At 75.0% G+C, this 19,147-nt stretch carries 14 protein-coding genes; 4 read left to right on the forward strand and 10 right to left on the reverse strand.

Features of this window, described 5'->3' with window-relative positions:
- The first annotated feature begins 133 nt into the window (after nt 1-133).
- Complete coding sequence (locus tag CKY47_RS23745) at nt 134-589, forward strand: Fur family transcriptional regulator (protein ID WP_306748230.1); 456 nt, start codon at nt 134-136, stop codon at nt 587-589.
- On the forward strand, nt 586-2,859 hold the full coding sequence (gene katG, locus CKY47_RS23750; protein WP_306748231.1) for a catalase/peroxidase HPI: 2,274 nt from the start codon (nt 586-588) through the stop codon (nt 2,857-2,859). The genes CKY47_RS23745 and katG overlap by 4 nt, the downstream gene beginning before the upstream one ends.
- 99 nt (nt 2,860-2,958) lie before the next feature.
- Here the strand turns inward: katG and CKY47_RS23755 are convergent, their stop codons facing one another.
- The 5 genes from CKY47_RS23755 to CKY47_RS23775 all read right to left on the reverse strand — a co-directional run bounded on the left by CKY47_RS23755 (nt 2,959) and on the right by CKY47_RS23775 (nt 8,594).
- Nucleotides 2,959-3,510 carry an EF-hand domain-containing protein gene (locus CKY47_RS23755; RefSeq protein ID WP_306748232.1) on the reverse strand — a complete coding sequence of 184 codons (552 nt, stop codon included), beginning with the start codon at nt 3,508-3,510 and terminating at the stop codon, nt 2,959-2,961.
- 105 nt (nt 3,511-3,615) lie between these two features.
- The gene (locus CKY47_RS23760; RefSeq protein WP_306748233.1) at nt 3,616-4,401 is read right to left on the reverse strand and encodes a class I SAM-dependent methyltransferase; all 786 of its coding nucleotides are present in this window, start codon (nt 4,399-4,401) and stop codon (nt 3,616-3,618) included.
- Nucleotides 4,398-6,575 carry a cytochrome P450 gene (locus CKY47_RS23765; protein WP_306748234.1) on the reverse strand — a complete coding sequence of 726 codons (2,178 nt, stop codon included), beginning with the start codon at nt 6,573-6,575 and terminating at the stop codon, nt 4,398-4,400. The genes CKY47_RS23760 and CKY47_RS23765 overlap by 4 nt, the downstream gene beginning before the upstream one ends.
- 186 nt (nt 6,576-6,761) lie before the next feature.
- Nucleotides 6,762-7,559, reverse strand: coding sequence for an MOSC domain-containing protein (locus tag CKY47_RS23770; protein ID WP_306748235.1), 798 nt, complete (start codon nt 7,557-7,559; stop codon nt 6,762-6,764).
- A gap of 93 nt (nt 7,560-7,652) precedes the next feature.
- A complete protein-coding gene (locus tag CKY47_RS23775; protein ID WP_306748236.1) occupies nt 7,653-8,594 on the reverse strand; it encodes a Leg1-related protein in 942 nt (313 codons plus the stop codon).
- A 204-nt stretch (nt 8,595-8,798) separates the two neighbouring features.
- Here CKY47_RS23775 and CKY47_RS23780 point away from each other — a divergent pair, with 204 nt between their 5' ends.
- Entirely contained in the window at nt 8,799-9,944 is a 1,146-nt protein-coding gene (locus CKY47_RS23780; RefSeq protein WP_306748238.1) for an oxygenase MpaB family protein, read from the forward strand.
- A gap of 10 nt (nt 9,945-9,954) precedes the next feature.
- Here the strand turns inward: CKY47_RS23780 and CKY47_RS23785 are convergent, their stop codons facing one another.
- Entirely contained in the window at nt 9,955-11,085 is a 1,131-nt protein-coding gene (locus CKY47_RS23785) for a cytochrome P450 (RefSeq protein ID WP_306748239.1), read from the reverse strand.
- Nucleotides 11,086-11,371: 286 nt separating this feature from the next.
- Nucleotides 11,372-12,499: a trypsin-like serine peptidase gene (locus tag CKY47_RS23790; RefSeq protein WP_306748240.1), complete on the reverse strand. Its 1,128-nt coding sequence runs from the start codon at nt 12,497-12,499 to the stop codon at nt 11,372-11,374.
- Between the two features lie 157 nt (nt 12,500-12,656).
- Between CKY47_RS23790 and CKY47_RS23795 the strand changes: the two genes are divergently transcribed.
- On the forward strand, nt 12,657-15,902 hold the full coding sequence (locus tag CKY47_RS23795) for an AfsR/SARP family transcriptional regulator (protein WP_306748241.1): 3,246 nt from the start codon (nt 12,657-12,659) through the stop codon (nt 15,900-15,902).
- A gap of 1 nt (nt 15,903) precedes the next feature.
- Here the strand turns inward: CKY47_RS23795 and CKY47_RS23800 are convergent, their stop codons facing one another.
- From CKY47_RS23800 to CKY47_RS23810, 3 genes are all read right to left on the reverse strand, one after another.
- On the reverse strand, nt 15,904-16,755 hold the full coding sequence (locus CKY47_RS23800; RefSeq protein WP_306748243.1) for a hypothetical protein: 852 nt from the start codon (nt 16,753-16,755) through the stop codon (nt 15,904-15,906).
- 480 nt (nt 16,756-17,235) lie between these two features.
- Nucleotides 17,236-17,571 carry a M14 family metallopeptidase gene (locus CKY47_RS23805; protein ID WP_306748245.1) on the reverse strand — a complete coding sequence of 112 codons (336 nt, stop codon included), beginning with the start codon at nt 17,569-17,571 and terminating at the stop codon, nt 17,236-17,238.
- Nucleotides 17,572-17,772: 201 nt separating this feature from the next.
- Nucleotides 17,773-18,996 carry a PP2C family protein-serine/threonine phosphatase gene (locus tag CKY47_RS23810; protein WP_306748246.1) on the reverse strand — a complete coding sequence of 408 codons (1,224 nt, stop codon included), beginning with the start codon at nt 18,994-18,996 and terminating at the stop codon, nt 17,773-17,775.
- Nucleotides 18,997-19,147: the final 151 nt, after the last annotated feature.

The following is a 19,147-nucleotide window of genomic DNA, read 5'->3' on the forward strand; positions in this document are numbered from 1 at the left end:
CGCCACACCGCGGTGGGAGGTCACGATCCACGGTGAACACAACGATTCGGGACTGCGTAGCCGTTCGTGTGCGGAGAGTGTTGTGACGGAAGTAATTTTGATTTGTTCCAGACAACAGTCTTAGGGTTCTCGCGTGACGTCCGACTTCGAGGCGCAGCTGCGGGCGGTCCCGTTGCGCGTGACCCGCCCGAGGTTGGCGGTGCTCGCCGCGCTGCGCGACCACCCGCACGTCGACACCGAGACGGTGATCTCCCTGGTGCGGGTCGATCACCCCAAGGTGTCCCACCAGGCGGTCTACGACGTGTTGCGGGTGTTGACCGACGCCGGCCTGGTGCGCCGCATCCAGCCCGCCGGTGCGACCGCCCGCTACGAGTCGCGCGTGGGGGACAACCACCACCACGTGGTGTGCCGCTCCTGCGGCGCGATCTCGGACGTCGACTGCACCGTCGGCCACAGTCCTTGCCTCACCGCCTCGAACGACGACGGTTACGTGGTCGACGAGGCGGAGGTCGTCTTCTGGGGCACCTGCCCCGACTGCTCGACCGATGACACACCGCCAATGAACCGCCAGTCGGAAGGAAGTCCATGACCGACCCCAAGGCAACGCCCTCCAGCGCGCAGGGCGTCGACCAGAAGGCCGCGGTCGGCTGCCCGGTCGCGCACGACTCCGTGACCGCGCACGGCAGCGAGAGCGAGAACCCGGCGATCGACTCGCCGACCCCGAAGACGGGTGGCCGCCCGCGCACGGTCCGGGACTGGTGGCCCAACCAGCTCGACCTCTCCGTGCTGCACGCCCACTCCCCGAAGGGCAACCCGCTGGGGGAGGGCTTCAGCTACGCCAAGGAGTTCGCCAAGCTCGACGTCGAGGCCCTCAAGCGCGACATCGCCGAGGTCCTCACCACCTCGCAGGACTGGTGGCCGGCCGACTTCGGCCACTACGGCGGTCTGATGATCCGCATGAGCTGGCACGCCGCGGGCACCTACCGCATCCACGACGGACGCGGCGGCGCCGGTGACGGCGGTCAGCGCTTCGCCCCGCTCAACAGCTGGCCGGACAACGCCAACCTCGACAAGGCGCGCCGGCTGCTGTGGCCGGTCAAGCAGAAGTACGGCCAGAAGATCTCGTGGGCCGACCTGCTCGTGCTCGCCGGCAACGTCGCCCTGGAGTCGATGGGCTTCAAGACCTTCGGGTTCGGCTTCGGCCGCCAGGACGTCTGGGAGCCGGAGGAGATCTTCTGGGGCCCGGAGGACGCCTGGCTGGGCGACGAGCGCTACGTCAGCGACTCGGAGATGGCCCCCGAGGTCGGCGCGACCGAGATGGGCCTCATCTACGTCAACCCCGAGGGCCCGCGCGGCAACGCGGACCCGGCCGCGGCGGCGCACTTCATCCGCGAGACCTTCGGCCGGATGGCGATGAACGACGAGGAGACCGTCGCCCTCATCGCCGGTGGCCACACCTTCGGCAAGACGCACGGCGCCGCGGTCGCCGACGGCCACGTGGGCGCGGAGCCCGAGGGCGCCCCGCTGGAGGCGCAGGGCCTGGGCTGGCTGAGCACCCACGGCAGCGGCAAGGGCGCGGACACGATCACCAGCGGTCTCGAGGTGACGTGGACCGACGTGCCGACGCAGTGGAGCAACCGCTTCTTCGAGATCCTCTTCGGCTACGAGTGGGAGCTCACCACGAGCCCCGGCGGCGCCAAGCAGTGGGTCGCCAAGGACGCCGAGGAGATCATCCCGGACGCCCACGACCCGTCCAGGAAGCACAAGCCGACGATGCTGACGACCGACCTGTCGCTGCGCGTCGACCCGGCGTACGAGAAGATCTCCCGCCGCTTCCTGGAGCACCCCGACGAGTTCGCGCTGGCGTTCGCCAAGGCCTGGTACAAGCTGCTGCACCGCGACATGGGTCCGGTCAGCCGCTACCTGGGCCCGTGGGTCGCCGAGCCCCAGCTGTGGCAGGACCCGGTCCCGGCCGTCGCCCACGACCTCGTGGGCGACGCCGACATCGCCGCCCTCAAGGCGAAGGTCCTGGAGTCCGGCCTCACGACAACCCAGCTGGTCACCACGGCCTGGGCCTCGGCCGCGACCTTCCGGTCCACCGACAAGCGCGGTGGCGCGAACGGCGCCCGCATCCGCCTGGAGCCTCAGCGCAACTGGGAGATCAACCAGCCGGAGCAGCTCGCCAAGGTCCTGGAGACCCTGGAGGGCGTCCGGCGGGAGTTCAACGAGGCCGGCGGCGCGAAGATCTCGCTCGCCGACCTGATCGTGCTGGCCGGTTCGGCCGCCGTCGAGGAGGCGGCGCGCGAGGCCGGCGTCGAGGTGACCGTGCCGTTCCGCCCGGGCCGCACCGACGCCACGCAGGAGCAGACCGACGTCGAGTCGTTCGCGGTGCTGGAGCCGCGCGCCGACGGTTTCCGCAACTACGTGCGCCCCGGTGAGAAGCTCCAGCCGGAGGTGCTGCTCGTCGACCGCGCCTACATGCTCGACCTGACGGCGCCCGAGATGACCGTCCTCGTCGGCGGCCTGCGCTCCCTCGGCGCCAACCACGGCGGCACCCGGCACGGCGTGCTCACCGACCGGCCCGGCGTGCTCACCAACGACTTCTTCGCCAACCTGCTCTCGCCGGGCACCCGGTGGAAGGCGTCGGAGTCCGAGGAGGGCGTCTACGAGATCCGCGACGCGGCCACCGACGAGCTGAAGTGGACCGCCACCGCGGTCGACCTGGTCTTCGGCTCCAACTCGCAGCTGCGCGCCCTCGCCGAGGTCTACGCCAGTGACGACGCCCGCGAGAAGTTCGTGGCCGACTTCGCGGCGGCCTGGACCAAGGTCATGGAGCTCGACCGGTTCGACCTCGCCTGATCCCGCTCCACCGACGAGCCCGGCCGATCCTCCGGTGATCGGCCGGGCTCGCCCGTTCCCCGTCCCCCGGGACGGTCGCGCCACCCCCTCGCCCGCCGTCTACAGGGGACCGTAGAGCCAGTTGCCGTCGGCCTCGGGGTCCTCGCTGGTGAAGTACTCGACGACGGCCTCGCGGACCTCACAGGGTGGCAGGCGGCCGTCGGCGTCGCGGTCGAGGCGGCGGAACGCCGTCTTCATGTCCTGCGGCGGAACGCCGAGCGCCTCGCCCAGCCGGACGTACTCCTCCAGTTCGAGGTAGCCGTCGGCGTCGGCGTCGAAGAGGGAGAACCAGGCGGCGACGGTGTCGTTCAGCGAGTCGAGGAGCGCGTCGGCGTCCTCGGCGAGGGCCGTGCGGACGCCGAGTTCGTACTCGGCCGCGGTCAGGCGGCCGTCACCGTCCTCGTCCATCCGCTCCAGGTGCGCCTCCCAGATGTGCAGGAGCGCCGCGCGCAGCCGCTCGACCTTCTCCGGCTGCTCGGCGAACGGCACGGCCAGCGCGTCGGCCATGGCGGGCATGTCCCGCGCGGTGAGGTGGCCGTCCTGATCGGTGTCCAGGATGCGGAACATGTGGTTCAGCTTGCGGGTGAGGATGGAGGTGACGGTGGTGGTCACAGCTCGTTCTCCTTCGTAGACCGGCTCGATCCCCGCAGATGGTGGCCCGGGACCGGGACCCGCGCAGCGGGGCGGCGGGTGTTTCACCCGGCCGAGTGCACGTGGTCACGCGCGCCGGCCCCACGCGGTCACCATGGTCAGGGCGGTGGCGGTGAAACCGGGCGTGTCGAGCAGGGCGCGCACGGCCTCGACGTCCCCCGGTCCGAGGAGACCCGCGGCGAGGTGGGCGGGAACGGACTGGTCGAGGGTGGCCCGCCAGAAGGCGTCGGTGGCGCTGCCGTCGCCGACGGTGCCCGGCGTGGTCCGCACCCGGACGTCGCGGAGGCCGACGCCGCGCAGCCGGCGCGGGAGGGCGTGCGCCCAGCGCAGGTCGGTGCCGACCGTGGTGTGGAAGAGGCGCTCGCCGGCCTCGGCGACCCTCCGCAGGAGGGGGTGGGGCGAGGAGTCGACGACCTGCACGCACAGGTCCTCGACGACGAGCAGGCCACCGGGGCGGACCCAGCGCGCGGCGCGTTCGAGGACCCGGTCGCGGTCCGGCAGGTGGCTCAACAGCGCGCGGGCGTGGACGAGGTCGAAGGAACCCGGCGGGAAGTCCTCGGTGACGACGTCGTGCCGCACGACCCGCACCGGCGCGGTGGGCGGGAACCGCAGGAACCGGGTGTCGGTGTCGGTCGCCACCACGTGCCCGCGGGGCCGGTGGGCGGCCAACCAGGCCGCGACGGACCCGGCGCCCGCCCCGAGTTCGAGGCACGACGCGGTCTCCGGCAGGCGCAGGCCGGCCAGGACCCGGGTGGTGCCGGGGTCGAACGCCGCCTCCAGGGTGCCCAGGCGGGCGTGTTCGCCGGGGGTGTGGTGGGCGACGTGGCTGGCGCCGTACCCGGTCGTGCTCACAGCAGCACGTCCAGGCGCGGCGGGCAGCGCTTGACGAAACCGGTCGGCGCGGGCGCGGGCCCCGGGGGCCGGCGCAGGCCGGGGAAGGCGTCGAGCAGGACGCGCAGGCCGGTGGTCAGCTCGGCGCGGGCCAGGTGCGCGCCGAGGCAGTAGTGGCGGCCCGCGCCGAACGAGAGGTGGGACGAGGCCGCGCTGTACTCGCGGTCGATCCCGTCGGCGCGGTCGAGGTCGAAGTCGTCGGGCCGGTCGAACCGCTCCGGGTCGCGGTTGGCCGACCCGATCAGGCAGGCGACCGTCGCGTGCGCGGGGACGGTGCCGGAGGGCAGCTCCACCGCCTCCGACGTCTGGCGCAGGACCAGCTGCATGGGCGCGTCGCGGCGCAGGGTCTCGGCGAGCGCGCGGTCGGCGGCGGCGGGGTCGCGGCGGACGGCGTCCCGCACGCCGGGCTCGTCGAGGGCGTTGACGACCAGGTTGGCCAGGCCGGCCGTGCTGGTCTCGCTGCCGGCGGTCAGCAGGACGGCGCAGCAGCCCCGGACGTACTCGTCGGACAGCGGCCGCCCGTCGACGGTGGAGGCGAGCATCGCCGAGATGAGGTCGTCGGCCGGGCGGGCGCGGCGGGCGTCCAGGTGGGGTTGCAGGTAGTCGTAGAAGTCGTCGCGGTTGGCCGGGCCGCGGGTGAGCAGACCGGGGTCCTGGCGGTAGTTCGCCAGGTAGGAGAACCCGACCCCGGTCCAGGCGCGCACGCGGTCGACCTGCTCCGGGGTGTCGGCGGGCAGGCCGAGGACGCGGGCGATCACCCTGATCGGCAGGGGGGTGGCGAACGCGGTGACGAGGTCGGCGCGGTCGCCGCCGCGCAGTTCCCCGACCAGCGAGGCGGCGACCTCGGTGATGGACGCCTGGATGAGGGCCAGTGCCCTGCTGCGGAACGCGGGGGTGAGCAGCGCCCGGTGCGCCGCGTGCTCGCGGCCGTCCATCGACACGATGCTGTGCCCGAGGAGCGGGGCGATCTGCCAGCCGTAGTTGGCGTTGGTGAACCGGGGGTCGGTCAAGGCGGCGCGGACGTCGGCGTACCGGCTCAGCAGCCACGTGTCGGTCGGCTCGTCGTACGCGACGGGGCGGGTGGTCCGCAGCAGCGCGTACAGCGGGTGGGGGTCGACCTCGAACTGCCGGGACTTCAGGGTCGGCGTCACCTCGCCGGTGTGCGCGCTCGCGTGGCCGCCGGCCCGGAGGTGGTAGCGGGAGGCGGTGCGGTGCCACTCCGCGCACGCGCCCATCACCTGCTCCAGCCGTTCCGCCACCCGGGAGCCGCAGGCGGCGTGGCGCCGCTTGGCGGCGGTGAAGTCGTCCACGGCGGCCACGAGCATCCCGTGGGCGGCGTCGACCGCGCCCTGCACGCCGAGGGCGCGTTCCCGCGCGAGGACCGTCACCAGGTTGAACCGCTCCCCGAGGACGGCGTCCTTCGCCACGGAGTGGATGTCGTTGGTCCAGGACACGACGTCCGCCGCCCGCTCCCGCAGGGCGTCCCGGCACCCCGACCGGCAGGGCGCGGCCGGGTGCGCCGCGTCGTCGCCCGCCTCGATCAGGTCGAAGAACACCAGTGCGCCGAAGGCGTGCCGCCGGACGCGCACGTAGTCCCCGACCCCGAGGTCGGCCGCCGTGCCCCGCGCCCGCACCAGTTCCCGCTGGGCGTCGAGGTGGCGCAGGAGGTGACCGCGCAGCCGCTCCACCCACGCCTCGTCGCCCAGCGCGACCGTGCGCGGCCACAGGTCGTCGGCGAGCGCGGCCAGCATCGGGTCGTCGGCCGGTGGGCCTCCCCGGCCGCCGGTGATCGCCTCCACCGCCGCGGTGAACCGGTCGAGCGCCCCGTCCTCCGCCCACGGGCCGTCGTCCACCCGGTCGTCGAGGACCACCGCCCACAGGAACCAGTCCACCACCACGGACGCCCCGGCCCCGGTCGCGGTCCCGGCCAGCGCCACCCCGAGTCCCAGCAGCGACGTCCCCGCCAGCCGCGCGCTGCCCCGCGGGCCGATCAGGCCGTGCCGCTCACCCCACCGGATGGCCCGCGCCCGCAGCGGTTCGGCGTCGGGCCGCGTCGGCGGCGCGTCGAACGGCAGGCGCAGGCGGGGGACGGTGAACGGCGCGGAGCGCACGAGGTCGGGCGAGGGCAGCGGCATCGCGGCGGGTCCTCCCGGTGGCACGACGGGGCCACGCGGGAACGTGGCCGCCGTGGTGCAACGTACGTACCCCGCGCGACCCGCCGGGCCCGCGCGGGCGTGAGCCCGCCAAGAGAACCTGATCGGGTTACCGGGCCGTTCCGGTCGCCGGTCGCGGTCCCCGCCGCCGGCGGACGTCGCCGGCGGTCACCGGGGTCGCCGCCACTCGGTGACGGTGACGTCGTCGCCGAGGGCGATCACGCCGGGGGTGAGCACGGCCGCCTTCAGGCCGAAGCTGACGCCGTCGGGTTCGCGGCGGTAGTCGGCCAGGGTGCGCAGCGGCTCGGGGCCGACGCGCGCCCCGGTCGTCTGGTCGACGAGGGTGACCGCGCAGCGGATGGCCAACTCGCCGAAGCCGATCCCGGCGCCGCCGACCGCCATCCGGGCCACCCGGTCCTCGGTGTGCGGCTCGGGCCAGCCGCTGATCACGATGTTGGGCCGGAACCGGTCCATGGGCACCGGGGTCGCGCCCCGCTCCGCGATCCGCGCGTTCAGGCCGTCCAGCGAGGCGGGGGAGAGGACCAGCAGCGCGGTCGGGTCGACCCCGGCGCGGGCCCGGCCGGCCCGGTCCGGCTCGCGCACCAGGCGGACCTCCTTGCCGACCGCTCCGGACAGCCACTCCGCGACGTCGTCGCCCAGGTCGATCCCGGACCCCGGCCACTTCTCCACGTCCACCGGCAGGACCGGCCCGTCCGCCTCCGCGTCCAGCACCAGTTCGCCGGCGCCGGGCGCGCTCAGCGCGAGCTTCGCGCCCCCGTGCAGCACCCGGACCCGGACCGCGGCCAGCAGCGGCGCCTCGCCCTGCCACAGGACCGTCCCGTCCGGCTTGACCGGGGCGAACAGCCGATCGTGGGTCAGCCCGGTCGGGGTGGCCTCGGCCCGCTCCACGACGACCCCGGCACACCCCTTGATCGGGTACAACGTCAGCGCGGAAACCGTTGGCATGCCGCCAAAGTACCGGGCACCACCGACCCGGCACCACGGTTCGCCGCGAAGCCCCGACCGGACCTCCTCGGCGGGACCGCCCGGACTGCCCGGTCAGGGGCGCAGCAGGTAGCCGAGCAGCCTGCGCCGCTCGGCGGTGTTCTCCGGGCGGGGGTCGAACACCGCGTCCAGCAGCGGCAGGACGCGGTCCCGTGCCTCCCGGGTGCGCATGACCCGCTTCCACAGCAGCAGGTCCAGGTGGTAGCGCCACCTCGGGGTGGTCGCCAGCCGGAGGACGTTCACGACGTTGCCGCGGGCCTTGGCCGGCAGCGCGCGCACGTCCTCCCGCGTGGCGAGCACCGACTCGGGCAGCACGTCGAGGCCGTGCGCGGTCATGAAGTCGAAGTCCGTCGGCCAGGCCGCCGCCCACAGGTAGTCGACCATCCGGCACCAGCCGCGCAGGAACTCCACCTCCAACTCGGGCCACGGTGCGGTGTCGACCTCGGCGAGCACGCCGACCACCATGTCCAGGCACGTCTTGTGCGCCTTCCACAGGGCCGTGCGCGCCGGTTCCGGGTCGGCCGGGCCGCCCCCGCCCACCAGCGTGAAGTAGGCGCGCCAGTCGTCCACGGCGCCGACGAACTCGTCCGGCAGGACCCCGCTCACCACGTACCGGAACCGCGAGCGGGCCGGCGGGTCCGCGACCGGGAGGGCCGGCACCACCCCGGCGGCGGCCGCGGCCAGCCACGGCACGACGCAGAGCGCGTAGTTGCCGTAGCCCCACGGCGAGTCCGGGTCGATCCGGCCGTCCTGCCGGCAGCCGGCGCCGAGCCGACCGGTGCGGAACTGCCACTGGTGCTGGAACGCCAGGCCCCACAGCGGGTTGCGCCGGTTGTCGGCGCCGAACCGCTCGGCGGGGTTGGTGTTGTCGATCATCAGCCGGTAGGCGGCCATCCGCTGCTCGAAGCGGAACGGGTCGAACGCCCCCGCCGGGTCCTCCGCCGTCGTCCAGACCGGGTGCAGGTCCAGGGCCGCCAACTCGTCGGGGTGGGCCATGCCCGGCATTCTTCCGCGCCGGCCGCGTCCACCTGTGCGGGTGCACCCGTTCGCCGGAGGCGGATGCCCCGCCCGGAGGCCGCCCGATGCGGAAAGTCCACCCAGCGGGGCCGCGCTCCGGTCGGGGATCACCGGATCGTGTGCCTGGCGCTCGGCGGTGACGCGGAGTGGACTGGGTGTTTCCGACGGTGAAGGGGGCGCTGCGTGATCGACGCCGCTGCGGTGGACGAGTTGAAGTTCCTCGGCGATCCCCTCGCGGACGCCGTGGTGGCCGACCTGGTGGCCACCGGCCGGGTCGGTGCGGTCAACGCCGTGCTGGAGCACTTCCGCGCCAACGACCAGCCCATCCCCGCTGACCTGCCCGAGGTGGTGCGGGAGTTCCTGGTCGCCACCGACGACCCGCCACCGTGGGCGGACCTGGACCGCATCGCGCGGGCGTACGACTTCTTCGTCGACGACGGCGTGCACGTCGCCTCCGTGCTGACCTTCGGCGCCATGGTCAACTGCTACGCCCAGCCCCGGGCCTCGCGGGTGCTGACCCTGACCCACGGGCTGAACCAGCCGCACCGGCGGCTGTCCGAGACGTCGCAGTTCGTGATGAACATGATGGGCTGCGACGCCTTCGGCCGGGGCGGGGCGTTCGTGCCCACCATCCAGAAGACCCGCCTCATCCACGCCGCCGTCCGCCACTTCCTCACCACCTCCGGCCGGTGGGACGTCGAGGCCGACGGCGTCCCGGTCTGCCAGCAGGACATGGTCGGGGCGCTGCTCATCTTCTCCGTGCAGGTCCTCGAGGGCATGCGGCGCATCGGCATCTCCGTCACCGAGCAGGAGGCCGCCGACTACTACTACGTCTGGCGCGTCACCGGGGCCATGCTCGGCATCCCCGTCGGGGCCCTGCCCGAGTCCGTGGACGAGGCCCGCGAGCTGAGCGCCACCCTCGTCGAGGTGGCCTACGGGCCGTCCCCCGAGGGGGTGTCCCTGACCCGCGACCTGCTGGCCCTCTACGAGAAGCTGTTCCCCGGCAAGCTCTTCGACGGCATCGTCGCCGCGATGATCCGCCAGGTCGTCGCCCCCGAGGTCGCGGACTGGATGGAGGTGCCGCGCTCGCGGGCCTGGGCCGGCGTCGCGCGGGCGGGCACCCGCCTGGTCCGCGCGCTGGAGCGCTCCGAGGACAACAGCGCCCTCGCCACCAGGATCCTGGACAAGGCCGGCGCGCTGCTGCTCGGGGGCAGCGTCCGCACCCTCACCGACGGCCAGTCGACCACCCTCCACATCCCCGCAGACCTGCGGGAGCGGTGGACGGAGGCGGGCGTGTGCCCGGCGCCGGGCCGGGGGGACGCGACCTGACCGCGCCGGGTCACACCGGGAGCAGGCGCAGCCGGAGGCGGCGGGGGGCGTGCAGGACGTCGAAGGTGGGGGTCGGCGAGCCGTGGGGGACGAGGTGGTGGGTCCTCAGCACGGTCGCGAGGACGACGGTCAGCTGCGCGAGGGCCGGGTGCGAGGCCGGGCAGGTGCGGGGGCCGAGCGCGAAGGGGAGGTAGCTGCCGGGAGCCGGTCGGAAGTCGGCGCTCCAGCGCCGCGGTCGGAACTCGGCGGGTTCGGACCAGGTGCCAGGGTCGCGGTGGTTGAGGTAAGGGCTGAAGAGCAGGTCCGCGCCCGCGGGCAGGCCGCGGGCCGGCGCGGCCAACCGCCGGCGCAGCCGCCAGACCGGCGGGTGCAGGCGCAGCGCCTCGCGGATCACCGCCCGGCACAGCGGCAGGTCGGCCGTCGGGTCGGGGTGCGCGGTGGCTTCGGCGCGGGCGTCCCGCTGGACGTCGGGGTGGGTCGACAGCTCGTGCAGGGCCCAGGCCAGCGCGGTGGCCGGGACGTGGTGGCCGGACAGCAGCATGGCGCGCAGGGCCAGCGTCACCGCGTGCTCGTCGAACCCCTGGCCGAGCAGGACCGCCGGCAGGCCCGCGCGTGGACCGCGGACGTCGTCGCGGACGGCGTCGCGGACGGCGTCGTAGGTGGCGCGTTGGGCGCGGCGCAGTCGGTGCCGGCGGAACGGCGTGGGCCGGGGACCCGCGAGGAGCAGTTCCCGTTCCAGCAGCGGGGGGAGCACCCGCGACGGTCCGCCCAGCAGGTGCCGGGTGTTGACGGCGGACACCACGCGGACGGTCTCGTCCCCGACGTCGACGACACCGGGCGACGGCCAGCCCGGGACGATCCCGCCGGCCTGCTCCGCGACCACCGGGAGGGACGCGGTGATCCGGGCGGTGGTGAAGAGGGGGCGCATGGCGCGGCGGACCGCCATCCAGGTGGCCGGGCCGTCCGGGCCCCACGAGGTGGGAGCGGTGGGACGGTCGGTCCGGCCGGTGACCGCGTCCCTGCTCGCCAGCAGGCGCTCGGTCTCGGCCGGGTCGGTCACCAGCCACGCGCCGCGTCCGAGCCGGGTGACGCCGTCACCGGACCTCGCGGCCGAGGCCAGGGCGTCGAGCGGGTCGGTCATCGCTCCCCGCCCGCCGTCCGGTCACGCCTCCGCCCGGACCACCGGTCGAGGCGGTCCGGGCGGGAGCGGCTCACACCGCCGGGTAGGCGTAGTAGCCGGAGTCGGTGGAACGCCGGCGGCGCAGGAGCATCCTCAGGAATTTCATCGCGCCCTCTCGTTGACGGAAAACCCAGTATTGCCAAGGGCTTCGACGGAGGTCAAGGAACCGCGACCCCGGTTCACCCCGATGCGCCGACGACGGTTCCGCGGCGCCCTCCGCCGGGGAGGGCGCCGCGGGTGACCGGTCCTACTCGCAGGGATGGCCGGCGAAGGCGCTGGGGTGGGCGTTGATCCAGTCGCAGAAGTTGTTCGCCCGGGCCGCCGTGACCCGCGTGGCCCAGTTGCCGCCGTGGTAGGCGATGACCCCGGTCACGCGCCGGTCGTCACCGTCCCGCTCGTAGACCGGCGACCCGCTCTGCCCGCCCTGGACGTCGACGTGGGTCTTGATCTGCTTGGACAGCACGAGCAACGTCGGGTCGCTGTCGCCGTACTGGTGGTTGTCGCACTGGCCGTCGGCGGACGGCGAGTCGGCGCAGTCGTGGGACCAGATCGGGTAGCCGGCCGTCCAGTGCTCGCCCCAGTGCCCGTTGGACCGCCACCCCAACCAGCCCAGGCCGGCGGTGGAGCGCTGGTCCTCCAGCACGACCATGGCGTAGTCGTACGCCGCGTCACCGTGGTCGAACCAGCCGGACACGCTGAAGTACCAGTGGGAGTTCTTGAGCCCGTTCGGGTACGTGCCGATCCCGTCCTGGCCGGGCGCCACCTTGCGGTTCGGGTACCAGCCCTCGTCCTTGCCGCCGCTGCCCCGGTGGATGCAGTGGCCGGCGGTGAGCAGGTGGCGCGGTCCGATCAGGGAACCCGAGCAGTTGGACGTCGTGGCGCCCGGCGAGGAGATCGACCCCACCACCCGCCACGGGTAGCTCGTGGTCGCCGACCGCCGCAGCCGGTCGTCGGGGCCGAAGATCGTCCGGGTGCCCATCCCGCCGTCCGCCCACTGCGGTCCGACCTCGGGGACGACGTCCGTCGGGGTCGGGTTGACCGGGCGGGTCTCGTCCGGTCCGCGCGGGGCGAGCGCCGTCTGCCGGTACAGCCGGCCGTCGGGGGAGACCGCGACGCCCAGCTCCCAGTCCGCCGGCCGGGCCACGTCCAACCGCGCCGCCTCCTCGTCGCCGAGCGTGGGCGCCACCGGTTCGGCGGTCGGGTCGGTGTAGGTGGCCAGGCCGACGCAGCGCCAGTCGCCGCGCCGGTCCAGTTCGGTGGCCGGCCGGTCGGCGCACGGGTCCTCCGCGCGGGCGACCGACGTGGTCGCGAGCGGCGCCAGTGCGGCGGCCAGCACCAGCACCACCGCTCGTGCCGACACGTGTTGCTTCCTCATGTTCCCCTCCGGAGACCGGTTCAGGTGGTCGTGCACCACGGTCGTCACGGACCTTCGGGTGGCCTTAGCGCCGGCATAAGGCGGCCGGGGTTGATCACATCGGGTGAATCCGCCGCCCAGCGCGCACGGACCGGCCCGGGTGTGGCATGGATAGCGTGTGACGACGCCCGCGACCACCGACGCCGTCGCGCGGCCTCGCCTGGACTACCTGCTGGCCGCGGCGCGCGCCGGCCGGATCACCACGGTGGTGGCGCCCGCCGGCTACGGCAAGACGACGCTCCTGGCCGGTTGGACCGCGCGGGCCCCGGTCGCCTGGCACACGCTCACCGAGGAGGACCGCTCCGCCCAGCCGCTGCTGGCCAACCTCGCCGCCGCCCTGCGCTCCGCCCTGCCCGCGCTGCGCTTCCGACCGCCCGGCGTGCTGGCCGACGACGAGGACGCGGGCGAGGCCGGGCGGGCCGACCGGGTGCACGCCATGGCCGCCTCCCTGTGCGAGGCGGTCGCCGAGGCCACGACCGGCGCGGGCGGCCGGGAGGTGCTCCTGGTGCTGGACGACCTGCACGTCATCGGCCGCGACGACCGGACGTGCGGCCTGCTGGAGGCGCTGTGCCTCCAGGCCCCGCCGGCGCTGCGCGTGGTGCTGTCGAGCCGGGAGCCGCCGCCGTTCCCGGTGCGGCGGCCGGCCGGGCCGGGCGGGCCGCTGGAGGTCTCCGCCGCGCAGCTCGCGTTCACCGAGGGGGAGACCCGGCAGCTGCTGCCCGACGACCGCGCCGCCGCGGAGCTGCACCGGCTCTCCGGCGGGTGGCCGGTGGCGGTGCGGATGGCGGCCGGGGCGCGGGTGCCGGACCCGGCGGCCGGACCGGTGCCGCCCGCGGCGGCGGCGCCGCACGACCGCGCGCTGTACGACTACCTGGCCCACGAGGTCTTCGACCGCGAACCGCGCCGGGTCCGCGAGCTGCTGGCCGCCGCCGCGCTGTTCGACCGCTTCGACGCCGACCTGCTGGTCGCGCTGGGGTTCGCCGACGCCGCGCCGGTGCTGGACGACCTGCTGGCCCGCGGGTTGTTCGTGGAGCGGCTGATCCCGCACCCCGGCTGGCTGGGGCTGATCCCGCTGGCGCGCGCGTTCGTCGCCGGCCGCACCCCGCCGTCCCCCGCCGAACGGCGCCGGCTCGGCGCGACCGCCGCCGCGTGGCTCGCCGACCGGGGCCACCTCGCGGAGGCGCTCGCCGCGCTGACCGGGCTCGCCGACCACCGCGCCGTCGGCGCGCTGCTGGCCGCGCACGGCGAGGAGCTGCTCCAGCGCGGCGGCGCGGACACCGTGACCGCCGCCGTCGACGCCATCCCGCCCGACGAGCGCGACCCGGTCACGTGGCAGCTGGCCGGCGTGGCGCACCAGGTGCGCGGCGAGTGGGGACCGGCCCTGGCGTGCCTGCGGCGTGCCACCCCGCGCGGCGTGCCCACCCCGCCGGCGCTCGCCGCCCGCATCGCCGCGATGCACTACTTCAGCGGCGCACCGGACCGGACGCTCGCCGCCTGCGGGGAGTGCTCGACCACCGGGGCGGACCCGGCGGCCGAGGCCAGGGTGCGCGGCCTGGCCGCGAGCGCGCACTGGGCGCGCGGCGACGTCGCCGCCAGCCGGGCCGAGGTCGCCGCCGCGACGGTGCTGGCCGAGGAGGCGGGCGACGACGCGGCGCTGGCGGCCACGCACACCGTGCTGGCCATGGTCGCCGACGCGGAGGGCGACCGCTCGGCGGTCGCCGACCACTACGCGCGGGCGCTGGCGCACGCGCAGCTCGCCGGGGACGTGCTGGCCGAGATCAGGATCAGGGTGAACCGGTCGGCGCACCTCGTGCACGAAGCGGACCACGGGGAGGCGCTGGCCGAGCTGGAGACCGCGCTGCGGCTCGCCGACCTGACCGGGTTCACCAGCTACCGGGCGCTGGCGCTGAACAACCGGGGCGCGGCGTGGCTGGGCCTCGGGCGGCTGGACGAGGCCGCCGCCGACCTGCACGCGGCGCGCAAGGTCTACACCAGGACGGGATCGCGGCTGGCCAGCCTGGCGCTGGAGTCGCTCGGGGAGGTCCACCGGCTCCGGGGGGAGCGGGCGCTGGCCCGGGACGCCTTCGCCGAGGCGGTGCGGCTCGCCGAGGAGAACGACGCCGTGCCGCAGCTGGTGCCCGCCCTGGCGGGGCTCGCCCGGGTGCTGGCCGACGAGCAGCCCCGGGCCGCCGAGGACCTGGTGCGCCGGGCGCTGTCCTGCGGCACCGGCCTGGGCTACCCGGCGGCGCTGCTGGCCGCCGCGCGCCTCGCGCTGGCGCGCGGCGAACCGGACGAGGCGGCGGCCCACGCCGGTCAGGCCCAGGCGGTGGCCGCCCGGCGCCGCGACCGGGCCGCCGGCGCGGCGGCGCTCGAACTGCTCGGTCGGGCCGCGGCCGGTCGCGACGAGGCCGGTCGCGACGAGGCGTTGTCGCTGCTGGACCAGGCCGCGGCGGCGTGGGCCGGGATCGGCAACCCCCTCGGCGGCATCGAGGTGTCGATCGCCAGGGCACGGGTGCTCGGCGGCGCGGACGGCCTGGCGCTGGTCACGGTGGCCGGTCAGGCCGCCGCCCGGCTCGGCGCCCGCGGGTTGGTCGCGGAGGCCGCGTCGGTCGCCGGGGCGTGCGGCCGGTCGACCGGCCCCGCCGTGTCCATCCGCACCCTCGGCGGGTTCCGGGTGCTGCGCCGGGGCGAGACCGTCCCGGCCACGGCGTGGCAGTCGAAGAAGGCGCGCGACCTCGTCAAGATCCTCGTCGCGCGGCGGGGGAGGCCCGCGACCCGCGAGGCGCTGATGGCGCTGCTGTGGCCGGACGAGCCGCCGGAGCGGGTCGCCAACCGGTTCTCGGTGGCGCTGTCCACCGCGCGCCTGGTGCTCGACCCCGACCGCGGCGACGGGCACGGCATCGTCGCCGACAACGACCAGGTGCGCCTCGACCCGACCGTCGTCGACGTGGACGTGATCCGGTTCCTCGCCGACGCGCGGGCCGGGTTGACGGGCGGGCCGGCGGCGCTGCTGGCCTCGGCGGAGACCGCCTACACCGGCGACTTCCTGGAGGAGGACCCCTACGCCGACTGGGCCGCGGAACTGCGCGAGGACGCCCGCCTCACCTACCTCCAGGTCGCCTCGGCGCTGGCCGGCCACGCCGCCGCGTCCGGCGACCACGTCGCGACCAGCCGGTACTGCCTGCGCGTCCTGGAGCGCGACTGCTACGACGAGACCGCGCACCTGGCGCTGGTGCGCGCGCTCACCGCGTCGGGCAGCCACGGCGAGGCCCGCCGCCGCTACCGGACCTACGTGTCGCGGATGCGCGAGATCGACGTGGAGCCGAGCCCCCTCCCCGATCCCGCGCCGCTCCGCGCCGGGTGACTCACCCCTTGGAGCAGATCGCGTACGCCTCGATGCCCCACGGGCTGGCGCCCTTCGTCCCGATCGCCGTCATCGTGCCCGAGTCCGGGTCCGGCAGCCACGCCACCGCGACCGTCAGCGAGTCGGTCGCGTTGCCGTACGCCGAGGCGCCGCCACCGGTGTACTGGTAGCCGTCGGCGCACGTCGCGGTGACCGTCTGCTCGAACGAGCCGGACATGTCGCCCTTCGCGACCTCGCGCACCAGCAGGCCCGCCTTCGCCGGGTCGCAGATCGCCCACGCCTTCACCGCCCACGGGGCCTCCGCCGGCCCGGCCGCCTTCGCGGTGGCCGTCGTCAGGCCCGCGTCGGGCACCAGCCCGTACAGGGCCGCCGGGTCCGCCGGGTCGGAGCCCACGACCTCGCCGCCGAGGCCGGTCAGGCTGCCGGGGACCTCGCAGGAGACCGAGTCCTCCTTGACGGCGACCTGCGCGGCGCCGAACCCGTCCGGGCGCACCAGCACCGGGTTGCCGCGAGCGCAGACGGCGCGGGCGAGCACGACCCAGGGCGACGTGGCCCCGAACGACCGGGCGCTCACCACGACGCCCGACAGGTCGGGCAACGGCCGGACGGCGTCGATCGCCACCTGCCCGGACGCGTCCCGGACGGCCCCGCCCGCCGAGTACAGCTTCGTGCCGCTCGGGCACCAGGCCGTCACGGACTTGCCGGGGGTGGTGGCCGCGCTGACCGCCTCCACCAGTCGGACGCCGACGGACTGGCCCGCGGCCCGGGCGTGCGCGGTGCCCACCACCCCGCTCGCGACCCCCAGCGCGAACCCGACCACCGCGACCCGCTTCCACCACGTCGTCCCGCTCATCGAACCCCTGCTCCTCTCACCCGCGGCAGAGCCCGCGGCGTCACGGTGCCCAGGATGGGGACGGCGGTTACGGTGGTCTTAAAGTCGGGTGGTCGGACCCGTCGGCGCGGTCACGACGGGCCGGGTTCCACCCCGCGACGGTCGCGCCGGGGCCTGGGGAGAGGATGACGTGCGGGGCTCCGGCCGACCCCGGGTGACGTGGCCGCACCCGTGTCCGGGTGGGCCGCCCGCCGGAAAAGTCGTTGCGCCGATCGGCGGCGGGATCGCATGATCGGCCCACACCGCACGGGGCGGCTTCCCCGTCCCTGCGCGGATGACCTCCCGCACACCCCCGCGGCCCGGTCGGAGCGGAGCGCGACGCCACGAACGTCGAGGTTCCGGGTCCTGGCAGGGCGCGCGTCGTGCCACCACCGCCCCGGCGGTGTCCCCCCACCACCCCGCGCCGAGGTACCGGGCGTGGGGTGGTGACGCACGACCGGATCAGCCGCGCAGGGGGCCTTCGCCGCCTTCGCCGCGGTCAGGAACGCTCCCTTGTTCTTCGGCCGGACCAGGCTGTCCACGCACGAGTGCTCCGGCAGGAACCCTCGCAACTGCACTGCCCGACCCGATCTCGAACGTGTAGCTCGCGACACCCGGGTCGCCGTAGGCGAAGTCGCCGGTCGTGCCGGTCGTGTCGCCCTCGGCCACCACCGCGTACCCGGTGGACGCCACCCTCTTCCCACCCGGTGCCGCCAACAGCGCCGCGTTCGGGTTCGCGTTCCACGTCCAGCCCCACGCCCGCATGATCAGGTCGCCGTAGCTGTGGACCGTGATCATCACGCCCGTGGTCGTCACCGGTGCCGGCCGCCACGCCGAACGCGAGCGTGGAGCACCGCACGCACCACCAGGGTCTACCGACGGTGTTCATCCGTGTCCGGAACGTCACCACGGGCATGTCGCCGGGGAACGGCGGTCGGTCCACGCCGCGTCGTCCGGCTGATCGGCACCGGGTGCGCGGCAGGAGGAAACGGACAGGTGTCAGGGCCGGTCGACCGCGGGGCAGTGCCGGACGGCCAGCAGGGCGACGTCGTCGGTGGCGGGCCGGTCGTTCACCAGGGTGGTCATGATCCGGGCGCACGCCGTCTCGGGGGGCACGGGGGTGACGGCCTCCCGGAGCACCTCCAGCCAGCCGTCGAGGTCCTGCCCGCGGCGTTCCACGAGGCCGTCGGTGTACAGCGCGACCAGCGCGCCGTCCGGCACGTCGACGACGGCGCCGCGGCGACCGGTGACGGCGAGGGCGTAGCCGATGGGCGGGCCGATCGGGGCGTCGACGAAGGCGGCCGGCCGGCCGGGCGCGGCGAGCACGGGGGGCAGGTGGCCTGCCAGGGCGAGGTCCATGCGGCAGGTCGCCGTGTCGATGACAGCGTAGGCGACCGTGGCCATGGTGCTGCTCTCGAAGTGGCTGGCCTTCCGGTCGAGCTTGCCGAGCACCTCGGCGGGATCGGCGAACTCCAGGGCGTAGGCGCGCAGCGCGCTGCGCAGGCGTCCCATGACGATCGCGGCGGGCAGCCCGTTGCCCACGACGTCGCCGATCACCAGGCCGATGCGCCCGCCGGGGAGGGGGAACACGTCGTACCAGTCGCCGCCGACGCCGCTGTCCGTGCCGGGCACGTAGCGGGCCGCCATCTCCCACCCGTCGGCGGCGGGCAGGCGCGAGGGCAGGAGGCTGTCCTGGAGCAGGGTGGCGGCGGCCCGCTCGGAGCGCGAGCGGTGCACGTGCGCCGCCATCGCCAACCGGTCGGCGACCAGTTGGAGCAGGTCGATCTCCTCGTCGGTGAACCGGCGGGTGGTGGTGCTGCCGATGTGCAGGACCCCGGTCAGGTCGCCGTGGGTCACCATCGGCACGCCCAGCAGGGTCCGCAGGCCGCGCTGCCACAGCAGCGGGTTGACCACGGTGGACTCGTCGACGTGGTCGACCTGCACCGCTTCCCGGCGCTGGGCCACCTGCCCGGCGAAGCCCGCCCCGACCGGCACGCGGACGCCCTGGAAGACCTCCTCCTCCAAGCCGGAGGCCGCCCTGGCCACCAGTTGCTCGCCGGAGGCGTCGGTCAGCAGGACGGTGACGGTGTCGACCTCGAACAGGTCGCGCACCCGCCACAGCAGGACCTCGAAGAACTTGTCCAGGTCGAGTTCCCTGAGCGCGCCGTCGGTGATCGCCTCCAGCACGCGCAGCCGCCGGGTCGACACCTGCGGACCGCCCATCCCGCACCCCCGTCCACGTCTCGACCGCGCGTACACCGAGCGAACAGCACGAACGTGTGATGGATGCCATGTGAGCCGGTGTCGAACGACTCAGGGTACCCGGAACGGGTGTGCCCGAACGCGTGGTGGTCCGGGCGCTCCGGCCACGACC

This window comes from Saccharothrix longispora (assembly GCF_030852425.1).
In the GTDB taxonomy this organism is placed as follows: domain Bacteria; phylum Actinomycetota; class Actinomycetes; order Mycobacteriales; family Pseudonocardiaceae; genus Actinosynnema; species Actinosynnema longispora.

Excerpts from the sequence above, each read along its gene's own strand:
- CKY47_RS23765 (WP_306748234.1), bottom strand. The coding sequence starts at position 6,575 with ATGCCGCTGCCCTCGCCCGACCTCGTGCGCTCCGCGCCGTTCACCGTC.
- CKY47_RS23810 (WP_306748246.1), bottom strand. The coding sequence starts at position 18,996 with ATGGGCGGTCCGCAGGTGTCGACCCGGCGGCTGCGCGTGCTGGAGGCG.
- CKY47_RS23790 (WP_306748240.1), bottom strand. The coding sequence starts at position 12,499 with ATGAGGAAGCAACACGTGTCGGCACGAGCGGTGGTGCTGGTGCTGGCC.
- katG (WP_306748231.1), top strand. The coding sequence starts at position 586 with ATGACCGACCCCAAGGCAACGCCCTCCAGCGCGCAGGGCGTCGACCAG.
- CKY47_RS23775 (WP_306748236.1), bottom strand. The coding sequence starts at position 8,594 with ATGGCCCACCCCGACGAGTTGGCGGCCCTGGACCTGCACCCGGTCTGG.
- CKY47_RS23785 (WP_306748239.1), bottom strand. The coding sequence starts at position 11,085 with ATGACCGACCCGCTCGACGCCCTGGCCTCGGCCGCGAGGTCCGGTGAC.
- CKY47_RS23770 (WP_306748235.1), bottom strand. The coding sequence starts at position 7,559 with ATGCCAACGGTTTCCGCGCTGACGTTGTACCCGATCAAGGGGTGTGCC.
- CKY47_RS23805 (WP_306748245.1), bottom strand. The coding sequence starts at position 17,571 with ATGATCACGGTCCACAGCTACGGCGACCTGATCATGCGGGCGTGGGGC.
- CKY47_RS23800 (WP_306748243.1), bottom strand. The coding sequence starts at position 16,755 with ATGAGCGGGACGACGTGGTGGAAGCGGGTCGCGGTGGTCGGGTTCGCG.